This is a genomic window from Lentzea jiangxiensis, assembly GCF_900104175.1.
GTDB lineage: Bacteria > Actinomycetota > Actinomycetes > Mycobacteriales > Pseudonocardiaceae > Lentzea > Lentzea jiangxiensis.
On record NZ_FNIX01000014.1, the window covers coordinates 1 to 12,022 of the forward strand.

Genomic DNA, 12,022 nt, shown 5'->3' on the forward strand with positions numbered 1-12,022 from the left:
GAGAAGTTGTACCTGGTCATGGACAACTTCTCCCCGCACCGCCACCCCGACATCCGCAAGTGGGCCGCCGGCAACCAGATCGAGCTGGTGTTCCTGCCGACCTACGGATCCTGGCTGAACTGGATCGAGGCCGAGTTCGCCGCACTGCGCTACTTCGCCCTCAACGGCACCGACCATCGCAGCCACACCGAACAGAACACCACGATCGCCGCCTACATCCGCTGGCGCAACGCCCGCGCCAAGCCCAAGACCGGCTTCGCCACCGACTCACCCATCCGCACCTGGACCCATTACCCGGCCAACGTTGCGTGACGCGCCACTAGGAGCAGTTTCCCTTCGGCATGATTTCTGCCGATCAGATGGGGCTCCCCCATGGCAATGGCACGTTTCTTGGTCGGAAGCCTCGAGTACATGCGGAACGTGCCGTCGCCCTATTCAGCCAACTTCATCTGCTTTTCAGATATTTCTCCTGTTGCACCCACTGCGTACAGTCCCATGAGCCCACTCCCCGTCGAAACGAGCAGACCGCCGACCGTTGTTCCCTCCCGCGCCCTGGCGCCCATCTTGCTCGTCATTTCGTCGACTGCCCGCTGCAGGCCGGGGATGTCGCACGTCGACGCGATCGAGATTTCTGGATCTTCGTTGTGGACAAGCAGGTCAGCAGCGGCTGCTTTCCTGCCTGCCGCCCCCACGAAGTACGTGTGGAGACCATCGACTGTCAGGTTGTAGACGAGCTTCGACCCGGCGAACGTCCGCTTGCCGAGCATCGTTGCCGGCCGGTTGTCCGCCGTGAGGAACCGATACCCGGGCTTGAGGTCTTCGGTGCCGATCCAGCGGCCGACCGTGGTAACCCAGAACGGGTGCTCATCGGTCGCGACGATCTTGCCGACACCCGAGTCCGTACCAACGTGAACCTCGTACAACGTGGCGTCGGTCTTGTATGACCGAACGTCGGTGACCTCCTTGGCCGCGGTCTCACCCGTCAGCGGGTTGGTCGCGAGCACCTTGTCGCCGAGCCTGATGTCCTGGATCGGCTTGCGCGACCCGTCGGCCATCAGGACGGTCGTGTCCCCGGTGAAGCTGTTGCGGCTCAACGGCGTCGGGCAGCTCGCGCCAGCCGAGTTGCGCCCGCTGTGGCCCGCGTCCTTCGCGGCTCCGTTGCCGCGCTTCTTCGACGGCCCGAGCAGCGACAGCGCGTCGCCCAGGCCAGGAACCTGGCTGTTGGCGAAGTCCGAGACCGCTTCCTCCGCCACCGTCTGGATGACGGAGACGCCAGGTTTCACGACAGTCGCCTTGATGATGTCTGGCGAAGTCCGCTACTCGGCTGCCAGCCTTGGCCAGGTCGTCGCCGTACCTGTGGGCGCCGTCTGGCTAGGTCGTCGCCGTAGCGGTACCTGCGCAGGGCGCTCAAGCCACCGAACTGGCGAAGTCCGCGGGCGGCACCCACACCGAGCCGGGGTGGAACACCCGCCCGTCCGGCTGGTACCGCCTGCTCAGCGCCCCGCGCCAGCTCCAGGCGTTCAGCTCCGGGTCGTGCGGCCAGTACGCGTCCCAGATCGCGGTCTTCTGGTCGCGCAGGAAGCCGTGGACGTTCTCCGGGAAGCCGAGCACCTTGTAGCCGTCGTACTCGAAGCGGCGGACCAGGGTTCGCCGGGCGTCGTCGGTGTCCGCGTCGGCCACGAGGATGGCGCCTGCCGTGTGGTCGACGTGGTCGCCTTCGCGGTGGCCGATGGAGCTGCCCGTGCGGATGAGGTCCGGGGCGGCGGTGTCGATCAGGCCGCGGAGCATGCCGGTGAACTCGTCGCAGGTGTACGAGGGGCGGCCGTCGATCGGCTGGGCCCTGAAGCCCGGCACGGCGAGCAGGCGCCAGAGGTCGCCGAAGTTGTCCTCGGGGCCTGCGGCGGCGTGGACGTACGTGTAGACGATTCGCACGTTGGTGCCCACGAGCCTGTTCGTGGGCACCGGGTGGCCACCGAAGGTCATCTGTTCGTACGACCACTCGTTGGCGACGCCGGCTGTGCGCGCGTAGGCGGCGCGTGCGCCGTCCAGGCGCATCTCCGTGTACTGGATTCCGCCGTACGCGGCGCCGGGGCGTTGCGGGATGTCGCCCGCCGTCAGGTACACGACCCAGACGTCGTTCCCGTCCCAGACGTCGCAGGCGATGTCCGGGTTCATGAACAGCAGGTCGTCGTCCGGGTGCGCGATGAAGCTGAGCGTTGTCGCCACGGTTCCCTCCCAAGGCCGTGTGGATGCCTTGGGAAGGAGGGGGCAGTCAGCGCTCGAATACCTTTCGCCACGAATCCGTCGAGGTGAGTTCCGGCAGGGCGTCGCGGTAGACGCGCTTGAGCTGGTCCCACTCCTGGCCGAGGCGGCGGTAGTTGCGGGCCGCCCGCTTGGCCAGGGCGCGGAACTCCCGCGGGTCGCGCTTGTAGAACGCCACCGCGGTGCCGTCGGCGGTGGAGACGGTCGCGCTGTCGAGGTTGCCCAGCAGGAACCAGCGGGCGCTCAGGGCCGGCACGTTCATCTGCGGGCGGCCCGCGGCGTCGGGTGCCGGCTTGCTGAGGTTGTGCAGCAACGACTTCGCGGCGCGCTTGGCGGTGGTGACCTTCGACTGCGAGGGCTGCAGCAGGGCCTCGGCGCGCACCTGGTCGAACGTCGGCGGCGGGAACTCGCGGGCCGACGGCAGGGTCTGCGCGTCGGAGTACTCCGCGCGCAGCTTGCGCACCTCGGGCAGTGCGGTGCGCAGCGAGTCGAACAACGACGACGGGCCGGCGAGGAAGTCCTCGATCGCCTTCTGCTGCAGGGCGACGGTCGAGTACTCCATCGACAGCAGGTGGCGCAGCGTGAGCTTCAGGCCGTGCTTCACGATGCCGTTCTTCACGTCGTACGGGCTGTGCAGCGCGGCGAGGATCAGGCGGTTGCGCGTGTGGAAGTACGCCTGCCAGTCCGTCGAGTCGTTCTTGTCGGTCCACGGCATGTGCCACACGGCCGAACCCGGCAGCGACACCGTCGGGAAGCCGTGCTCCAGGGCGCGCAGCGAGTACTCGGCGTCGTCCCACTTGATGAAGAGCGGCAACGGGTAGCCGCTGCGGCGCACGACCTCACGCGGGAACAGGCACATCCACCAGCCGTTGTAGGTGGCGTTGACGCGCGGGTGCAGTTCCCTGGTCTCCCGCAGCGAGTCCGTGGCGAAGTTGTGGTCGGTGACCGCACCCGGTGCCGCGCGCCAGAAGCACGTGTTGAGGTCGACGATCTCCGCGAAGCTGTGCAGGCGGGCCCGCGAGTGCAGGTTCAGCATGTGGCTGCCGACGATCACGGGCTGGGCGGCGGCGCGGGCGAACGCGTTGGAGCGCAGCACGGCGTCCGGCTCGAGGCGGATGTCGTCGTCCATCAACATGATCTGGTCGGCGTCGCTGTGCTCGATCGCTTCGAACATGCCGCGGGTGAAGCCGCCGGAGCCACCGAGGTTGTCCTGCTCGATGACCTCGAGCTTGTCGCCGAGCAGCGCGGCCGCCTCCGCGAAACCCTCGGTGTCGCGGACCTTCACGGCACCCTGGTCGGCGACGAAGACCTTGGTGAGCACACTCAGAACGGCCTCGTCCTCGCCCAGCGCGCGCAACGCGATCACGGCGTCGACCGGGCGCATGGTCGTCATGCCGATGGCGACCTTCTGCTCCGGCAACGGCTGACGCACCGTCCACGCCGCCTCGCGGATCTCGAGCGGCGCGTCGTCGGTGAAGACGTCGAACCAGATCCAGCCGCCGTCCTCGAACGGCTTGAGCGACACGGTGAACTCGACGTCGGCCCACTCACCGGCGTCGCGGACGTAGTGGCCCTCGATGTGGATGATGTCGCCCGAAGGCCGTGAGCGGTACACGTCGATGCGACCGCTGCCGCGCACCGACAGGCGCAGCACGACCTCTTCGACGGTCGTCCAGCGCTTCCAGTACGAGGCGGGGAAGGCGTTGAAGTAGGTGGCGAAGGAGACCTTCGCCGACGGGGGAACCGTGGTGCTGCGGCGGGACGCGACGTGGCAGTGCACGGTGTCCGGCTCGTCCAGGTACAGCGGCCGGACGTCGAGCGGGTCGGAGTCCCTCGGCAGGATCACCCGCTGCAGCACGCAGTTCTGGTCCACAGACCTTCCCCCGTCAGTAGTGCGGGCGGCCCGGAAGATCCGGACCGCCCGTGCAGAACGTTGTGTGGATCAGAGGTCGTACAACCGCGACCAGGTGTCGCGGCTGGTGAGCTTCCCCATCGCGTCCTTGTAGGAGCGCTGGATCTCGGGAGCCCTGCGGTACAGCTCGCGGAACAGCTTGGCGCCCTGCTTGGACAGGCGGACCGCGAGTTCCTTGTCCCGCTTGCGGACCCGCACGCCCTCCTGCGACGCGTCGGTCACGACCGCCGTGTTGAACAGCGAGACGTGCCACCACGCGGCGTCACCGGCGGGAACGGCACCGGCCTGGTGCACGGACTTGCCGAGCAGCTGGTTCACGAGGCGCTTGGCGAACACCGGTGCGATGAGCTTCGGCGTCGGCGCGGCGGTGATCATCGGCAGGCTGCCCGGCTTGAAACCGGGGATCTCCGACGCCGGGTGCCGCACCGTCTCCGGGAACTCGGCGCGCAGCTTGCGGATGTCCGCCGCCGCCTGCACACCGCCGTCCGCCAGGAAGTCCGGGCCCTTCAGGAAGTCCTCGACCGCCTTGAGCTGCGTGGCGGCGAGGCCGTACTGCATGCCCAGGATGTACGTGGCGAACTGCTTCGCCATGCCGCGCACGATCATCTTCGGGTCGAAGCGGCTGTGCAGCGCGGAGGTGATCAGGGCGTTGCGCAGGTTGAAGTACCTGTGCCAGTCGTCCCAGTCCTTCCAGTGGAAGTCCGCGTGCCAGACACCGGCGCCGGGCAGCGACACGGTGGCGAAGCCGTGCGCACGGGCGCGGTAGCCGTACTCGATGTCGTCCCACTGGAAGAACAGCGGCAGCGGGTAGCCGACCGCCTTCACGATCTCCGACGGGATGAGGCACGACCACCAGCCGTTGTAGCCGGCGTCGACGCGCTTGTCCTGGACGTTGCGCTTGCCCGTCTCCTCGTCGTACCCGGTGAGGTCGGCGTTGAACAGCGCGCCTTCCACGACCTGGCCCGGCGAGAGGGTGTCGAGGTTCGCGTACTCGGCACCGACGTGCAGGAAGTTCGGGTGCAGCAGGTAGAGCATCTGACCGCCGACGATCGTCGGCTGCGTCGTGCGGTTCGCGAACGCGGTGAGCCTGATGACGATCTCGGGCTCGCACAGCACGTCGTCGTCCATGAACAGGACGTTGGCGTGCTCCGCGTGGTTGATCTCGGTGACCTCGTAGAGGCCGCGCGTGAAGCCGCCGGCACCACCGAGGTTCGGCTGGCGGATGTAGCGCAGCTTCGAGCCCAGCGCGGCCGAGACCTCGGCGAACCGCTCACGCGACTCGACGGGGTCCGTGCCCTGGTCGACGACGTAGATCGTGTCGACGAGCTTCAGCGGCTCCGAGTCCGAGGCCAGCGCGGCCATCGTGTTGAGGCAGTCGTCCACACGGTTGAACGTGCAGATGACGACCGCGGTCGGACGCACCGTCTTCGGTGGCGCGACCGTCCAGCGGACCCCCTCGACGACCAGCGAGTCGTCCCCGGTGATCACGTCGAACCACAGGCCACCGCCGTCGGTGAACTTGTCGATCTTCGTGGAGAGGCGCACCTTCTGCGCCTTCGCGCCGGCGACCTTCTCCGCGGCGACCGTGCGGGTCTCGCCCTCGGAGTCCGAGGCGACGAGGGAGACCTGGCCGGAGCCGGTCACCTCGAGCTCGAGCTCCACCTCAGGGCTCACGCACCACCGCTGCCAGTACGACGCGGGGAAACGGCCGAAGTAGGTGTTCATCGTGACCGTGGCGTTCGGGTGTACCACCATGCGGTGGCGCTCCCGCTCCGCGATCCCGCGCTTCACCTCGGCGTACAGGTCCTCCGAGACGATCTGCGAGGGACCTGCGAACAGGCCGCGCTGCGTCAGCAGCTTCTCCGGCGCCTCGTGCTCCACGAGGTTGGACTTGCCCGGCATTGCGATTCAGTCCTCCAGCGACCCGTCCAGCGCCTGACCGGACGCCAGGTGCGGAGCGATCTTGTTGTCGAACACGCTCAGCGCCGAACCGATCGCCATGTGCATGTCCAGGTACTTGTACGTGCCGAGACGTCCACCGAAGATCACGTTGCGCTCCGCGGCCTCCTGCTTGGCCAGCTCGCGGTAGCGCTCCAGCTTCGCGCGGTCCTCGGACGTGTTGATCGGGTAGTACGGCTCGTCGTCCTTCTCCGCGGCGCGGGAGAACTCCCGAACAATAACCGTCTTGTCGCTCGGGTACTCGCGCTCGGGGTGGAAGTGGCGGAACTCGTGGATGCGCGTGTACGGCACGTCCGCATCGTTGTAGTTCATGACCGACGTGCCCTGGAAGTCGCCGATCGGCAGCACTTCCTGCTCGAAGTCGAGCGTACGCCAGCCCAGCCAGCCCTCGGAGTAGTCGAAGTAGCGGTCCACCGGGCCGGTGTAGACGATCGGCGTGCCGGCGGGGATCTCCTCGCGGACGTCGAAGAAGTCCGTGGACAGCTTGACGTCGATGTTCGGGTGGTCCGCCATCTTCTCGAGCCACGCGGTGTAGCCGTCGACCGGCAGACCCTCGTAGGTGTCGTTGAAGTAGCGGTTGTCGAAGGTGTAGCGCACCGGCAGGCGGCTGATGACCGCGGCGGGCAGCTCCTTCGGGTCCGTCTGCCACTGCTTGGCCGTGTAGGCCTTGATGAACGCCTCGTAGAGGGGACGGCCGACCAGCGAGATGGCCTTCTCCTCGAGGTTCTTCGCGTCCTTGGTGTCGATCTCCGAGGCCTGCTCGGCGACCCAGGCCTTCGCGTCCTCGGGCGACATGTAGCGACCCACGAACTGCGAGATCAGGCCCAGACCCATCGGGAACTGGTAGGCCTGGCCGTCGTACATCGCGAAGACGCGGTGCTGGTAGTTCGTGAACGAGGTGAACTGGTTCACGTAGTCCCACACGCGCTTGTTCGACGTGTGGAACAGGTGCGCGCCGTAGCGGTGCACCTCGATGCCCGTCTCGGGCTCTGCCTCCGAGTAGGCGTTGCCTCCGATGTGGTCACGCCGCTCCAGCACCAGCACCCGCTTGTTCAGCTGGGACGCGGTGCGCTCGGCGACCGTGAGGCCGAAGAATCCGGAACCGACGACGATCAGGTCATAACCTGCGAAGCTCACGGCAAGCGAGGTTACCTGCATGCCCGGAGTGCCCCGAATTCAGGGCTGGGCTCGGAGAAGTCGTTCTTCGGCGCTCGTGATGCGCTTGTCCAGCTCAGCGCGCACGCCTTCCAGCTCGCAACGCAGCAAGGCGATCTCCTCGACCGTGGTGCGCACCTCTTCTTCGAGGTGACCCACCTCACTGGACAGCTGCAGCACGACGAAGAGCAGCGTGAACGCGGCGGCGGCGAACAGGAAGTTGGCCGCGAGCTGGATCCCGGTCAGGTTCGACAGCCAGGTCGGAAGGCCCGGGATCGCGCCCAGGCAGACCACACCGATGCCGACGAACAGCCACATTCCCGCGTACTTCTCGCGGAGCTTGCGGCGTCGCATCATTTCGATCACGACGACGAGAACGAGCGCCGCGACCACAATCGCCAGCAATCGGAACGCAGACACGGGAGCCTCCTAAGCGGCTTCGAAGGAGCCGGTCTTGGGCTTGCGGCGAACGAGCGCGAGCGTCAGCGCCAGGGTGGCCCGCAGCAGGTAGACGGCGGACTTCACGGGCGACGTGCTCGGCGTGCCGCCGGCGCGCACGCGCATCTCCACGGGCACCTGGACGATCTTCAGATCGGCCCTGGCGGCCATGACGAGCGCCTCCAGCGTGTCACCGAGGTACTCCGCCGGGTAGTGGGCGGCGAACAGGCGCACCGCGCGCGGGCCGGCGGCCTTGAACCCCGACGTGACGTCGGTGAGCTTCGTGCCGGAGATCTTGGAGATCACCACGGCGAAGAGCTTCATGGCCCAGCGGCGCGGGCCGCGGGCCTTGTAGTCGCCCTTGCCCGCGAACCGGGCGCCGATGGCGATGTCGGCGTGGTCGAGCTCGCGCAGCAGCTCGGGCACGTGCGCCGGGTTGTGCTGGCCGTCGGAGTCCACCTGGACCACGACGTCGAAGCCGTTGCGCACGGCGTAGCGGAACCCGGTGCGCATCGCGCCGCCGACACCGAGGTTGACCGCGAGGCGCGCGACCTTGGCGCCGCTCTCCCGGGCACGCAGCGAGGTCTGGTCCGTGGAACCGTCGTCCACGACCAGCACGCCGACGTCCGGCAGCGCGGCCTTCACCTCGGCGATGACCTTCTCGATGTTGTGCTCCTCGTTCAACGCGGGAAGCACGATGAGCACTCGTCGCAGGTCGACAGAGTCAGACACGTCGAGGAGCCTAGCCAGTGGATGTTTCAGCACGGACACCAGGCCGCAGCACGAAAGCCATGGCGACGACCGCACCGGCCGTCGGCGCGGCCACCAGGCCGAGCACGGCGCGCAACACCAGGTCACCGGGCGCGAACGCCAGCACGAGCACGCTGAGCGCCGCGACCACCGCCCACAGCACGAGCACCTTGCCGCCCTCGGTGCGGGCGACGAGCACGGCCGCAAGCAGCATCACGGCGCCGAGCAGCACCGATGACCACACCAGACCGGCCACGACCCAGCCGGGGACGTCGAACTTCGCTCCGAAGAGGAGCTGGACGACCCACGGGCCGATGAGCCAGCCGAGCGCCGCGCCGACCGCCGCGAGCCCGAACGCCCCGGCTGAACCTTTGACCAACAGGGCGCGAAGCTTTCCGTGCCCCTCCTCGTCCTGCGAGAGCCGCACGACCGTCGGCACGGCCATCGCCTGCACCGGGGACAGCAGCAGCAACGGCACGCGGGCCACGCTCAGCGCGAGGACCAGGCCGCCGAGCGCCTCCAGCTCCCCCTGCGTGGTGGCGAACAGCTTCACGATCGCCGGGTAGCCCGTGAGCACCGACGCGGTGAGGCCGGCGCTGAGCATCAGCACCAGGATCCGCCGGGCGACGACACCCCACGGCTCGGCGTCACCGGCCACGTCGAGGTGCTTGCGCGCGCGCAGGCCGAACGGCAGGAACGCGAACGACCCGGCGGCGACGGCGACCGCGAGCGGCACCACGCCGTTCAGGCCGAGCAGGAGGAAGAGGCCGAGCAGCACGATCCGCACCGCCGCCTCGGTGACCACCAGGCCGCCGAACGACTTCGCCTCGTGGAAGCCGATGAGCAGGCCGCGCGTGCCGAACTGCACGGCGAACGCGAGCCCGGACGCCAGGGCGACGAGCGCGATCACGGAGTACTCGCCGAAGAGCCGCTCGCTCACCGGCGGCACCAGGACCAGCAGCCCGAACACCCCGACGGCCGCGGCGGCCACGGCGACCGTGCGCACGGCGGTCCCGCCGACGCGCTTGCCCGCCACGTCCGCCACCGCCGCGAGACGGGACAGCTCCTGCTCGACGGGTGCGAGGGTGCTGCCGACGCCGAAGACGAGACCCCAGAACGTGAGGAAGACCGCGGCGTCCGCCTCGGACAGGACCCGGCCGGTCACGATCAGGATCGGGTAGCCCAGCCCCGCCGCGACCAGCACCGCGATTCCGACGGTGCCGAGCGAACGGCCTGCGGTCTTCCCGGTCACCTCGACAAGGCCTTCTTCAGCGCGAGGAACAGACCGCGGACCACGCCGGAGCCGAAGCTCGCGGCGAAGACGGGCAGCAGCTTCGACACGGCCAGGGCCTGGCCCTGGGACGCGCCGGCCCTGCGGGCCACCGCACCCGCCGCGACCATGCCCAGCAGGACGAGCACGAGCGCCGTCTTCGGGAACTTCGCCGCGATGACGAGCCCGACGACACCGACCGCCATCGCGGCGAACAGCGCGTTGCGCGCGGGACCGGGCGAGTCGAGGTAGCTGTCGACGAACGTGGTGCCGCGGAAGTACGCGTGCTTCACGAACTTCTTGAACGAGTCGCGGCTGTTGTAGGTGGCCGCGAACTCCGGCGTGAGGTGGATGTTCTCCTGCTCGGCGATCCACCGCAGCATGCGCGTGTCGTCGCTGGCGAGCTTCACGTCGTCGAAGAGGGACTCGAACGACCGCGCCGCCGCCTCGAGCAGCTCGCGCGGCGCGCAGAAGAAGCCGGTGCCCTTGGGGTAGACGTCGAACTCGTCGGCGCCGAACGACACCAGGCGCGGGTTCGCCATGTAGCGCCGCCAGCCGATCGCGACCAGCCCGGCCCAGAACCCGCCGTAGGGGTTGCCGTCGGTGCTGACGTTGATGTGGCCGTTCCACACCTTGCGTTCCGGGTGCCGCAGGAACTGGTCCTTCAGGAACAGGAAGGCGTCCGGCTCGATGATGACGCGGGCGTCGAGCAGCAGGACGCGCTCACCGGTGGCGGCGCGGATGCCCGCCAGGCGCGCGGCGAACCGGCCCGCGTTCTCCTGGCTCACCACGGTGATGCCGAACTTCTCGGTCAGCTCCACGAGCCGCTTCGGCGTGCCGTCCGTGCTGCCGTCGTCGACCGCCACGATCTCCGCAGGCCAACCGGCGCGGTCGAGCGACGTCACCAGCGCCTCGACCGAGCGGCCGATCCAGTCCTGCTCGTTGAAGACCGGGATCACGATGCTGAGGCTGGGGACGTCGGGGAGGGATTTGCTCCGGCTCGTCACACCTGACAGTATCCAGGCGGTCCTTTGATCCCGAGCCTCAGGGGTCCTTCCCGTGATCGCCTTCATCGCAGGTACCACCGCTGAACTCATCAAGGTGGCACCCGTCTACCACGCGCTCGTCGCCCGCGGCACGAAGCCGCTGCTGTGGTTCACCGCGCAGCACTTCGACGAGGTCGCCGACGTCCTCGAAGACCTCCAGCTGCCCGAGCCCGACCTGTGGCTGGTGCCGCGGGGCAAGGCCCGCAACCTGGAGACCCCGAAGCAGGTCCCCGGCTGGGCGCTCTCCGTCGCGCAGACCGCGTGGAGCCAGCGCAAGGAGCTGCGCCGCTCCCTCACCACGGACGGCAAGCCCGGCCTGGTGGTCGTGCACGGCGACACCTTCACGACCCCGTACGGCAGCCTCATCGCCCGCCGCCTTCTGGGCGCGCGCGTCGCCCACGTCGAGGCCGGGATGCGCTCGGGCAGCCTGCTCTCGCCGCTGCCGGAAGAGCTCAACCGCCGCATCGCGACGAAGTTCACCGACGTCCACTTCGCCCCGTCGCAGAACGAGGTCGACAACCTCCGCGGCGCCCGCGGCGCGGTCGTGAACACCGGCGCGAACACCGTCATCGACGCGATGCGCCTGGCGATCAACTCGAGCACGGACGAGGACCTCCCCGAGGAGTTCGGCCTCGCCACCCTGCACCGCTTCGAGCTCGTGTCCCGCACGGACAAGTTCCGCGAGGCCCTGGAGCTGCTGAAGAAGGCCAGCGAGAAGACCCCGATGCTCTACCTGGCCGGCGCGCCGGAGCGGGAGCGCATCGAACGGCACGGCTGGGGCCACCTCTTCGACGACGAGCGCTTCATCATGCGCCCGAAGAAGCGCTACCTGCAGTTCCTGCCGATCCTGGCCCGCGCCAAGTTCGTGGTCACGGACTCGGGCGGCCTGCAGCAGGAGTGCAGCTACATCGGCATGCCGTGCGCGATCCACCGCGAGCGCACGGAGACCAAGCAGGGCCTCGGCCAGAACATCGTGCTGACCGGCATGGAGACCTCGAAGCTCGAGAAGTTCCTCGGCGAGTACGAGACCCTGCGCCGTCCGTCCATCATGGAGAAGTACCACCCGAGCGAGATCATCGCGGACACGCTGACGCAGCTCGGCTACGTCTGAGTCCTCAAAGGACAATGCCCGGCCCCTCAGGGGTGCCGGGCATTTTTCTTTGCGACGAACAAGACCCGCACTCGCCAACGCAAGGCGACCGGCCACACAGGCCAGGCGCGCGCACCCAA

At 68.4% G+C, this 12,022-nt stretch carries 11 protein-coding genes; 2 read left to right on the forward strand and 9 right to left on the reverse strand.

The window, feature by feature from the left end; all coding sequences use genetic code 11:
* The coding region (locus BLQ91_RS28405) for a transposase (protein ID WP_176959993.1) at positions 1-312 on the forward strand (312 nt) is incomplete at its 5' end.
* Positions 313-431: 119 nt separating this feature from the next.
* On the opposite strand, the gene BLQ91_RS28410 is transcribed toward BLQ91_RS28405, so the two are convergent.
* The 9 genes from BLQ91_RS28410 to BLQ91_RS28450 all read right to left on the reverse strand — a co-directional run bounded on the left by BLQ91_RS28410 (position 432) and on the right by BLQ91_RS28450 (position 10,753).
* Positions 432-1,253, reverse strand: coding sequence for a Hint domain-containing protein (locus BLQ91_RS28410; protein ID WP_143022850.1), 822 nt, complete (start codon positions 1,251-1,253; stop codon positions 432-434).
* Positions 1,254-1,407: 154 nt separating this feature from the next.
* A complete protein-coding gene (locus BLQ91_RS28415; RefSeq protein WP_090101643.1) occupies positions 1,408-2,226 on the reverse strand; it encodes a PIG-L family deacetylase in 819 nt (272 codons plus the stop codon).
* Positions 2,227-2,272: 46 nt separating this feature from the next.
* A complete protein-coding gene (locus BLQ91_RS28420; RefSeq protein WP_176959994.1) occupies positions 2,273-4,135 on the reverse strand; it encodes a glycosyltransferase in 1,863 nt (620 codons plus the stop codon).
* A 69-nt stretch (positions 4,136-4,204) separates the two neighbouring features.
* Positions 4,205-6,076: a glycosyltransferase gene (locus BLQ91_RS28425; RefSeq protein ID WP_090101648.1), complete on the reverse strand. Its 1,872-nt coding sequence runs from the start codon at positions 6,074-6,076 to the stop codon at positions 4,205-4,207.
* Between the two features lie 6 nt (positions 6,077-6,082).
* Positions 6,083-7,291: a UDP-galactopyranose mutase gene (glf, locus tag BLQ91_RS28430; protein ID WP_090101650.1), complete on the reverse strand. Its 1,209-nt coding sequence runs from the start codon at positions 7,289-7,291 to the stop codon at positions 6,083-6,085.
* A gap of 18 nt (positions 7,292-7,309) precedes the next feature.
* Positions 7,310-7,708: a DUF2304 domain-containing protein gene (locus BLQ91_RS28435; RefSeq protein WP_090101653.1), complete on the reverse strand. Its 399-nt coding sequence runs from the start codon at positions 7,706-7,708 to the stop codon at positions 7,310-7,312.
* 9 nt (positions 7,709-7,717) lie between these two features.
* Positions 7,718-8,458, reverse strand: a complete 741-nt coding sequence (locus tag BLQ91_RS28440; protein WP_236215736.1) for a glycosyltransferase family 2 protein — start codon at positions 8,456-8,458, stop codon at positions 7,718-7,720.
* A 10-nt stretch (positions 8,459-8,468) separates the two neighbouring features.
* Positions 8,469-9,728, reverse strand: a complete 1,260-nt coding sequence (locus BLQ91_RS28445; RefSeq protein ID WP_090101657.1) for a lipopolysaccharide biosynthesis protein — start codon at positions 9,726-9,728, stop codon at positions 8,469-8,471.
* On the reverse strand, positions 9,725-10,753 hold the full coding sequence (locus tag BLQ91_RS28450; protein ID WP_245733865.1) for a glycosyltransferase family 2 protein: 1,029 nt from the start codon (positions 10,751-10,753) through the stop codon (positions 9,725-9,727). Before BLQ91_RS28450 ends, BLQ91_RS28445 begins: the two co-directional genes overlap by 4 nt.
* Positions 10,754-10,805: 52 nt before the next feature.
* Here BLQ91_RS28450 and BLQ91_RS28455 point away from each other — a divergent pair, with 52 nt between their 5' ends.
* Positions 10,806-11,903 carry a UDP-N-acetylglucosamine 2-epimerase gene (locus BLQ91_RS28455; RefSeq protein WP_090101661.1) on the forward strand — a complete coding sequence of 366 codons (1,098 nt, stop codon included), beginning with the start codon at positions 10,806-10,808 and terminating at the stop codon, positions 11,901-11,903.
* Positions 11,904-12,022 lie beyond the last annotated feature (119 nt).

Excerpts from the sequence above, each read along its gene's own strand:
- BLQ91_RS28425 (WP_090101648.1), bottom strand. The coding sequence starts at position 6,076 with ATGCCGGGCAAGTCCAACCTCGTGGAGCACGAGGCGCCGGAGAAGCTG.
- glf (WP_090101650.1), bottom strand. The coding sequence starts at position 7,291 with ATGCAGGTAACCTCGCTTGCCGTGAGCTTCGCAGGTTATGACCTGATC.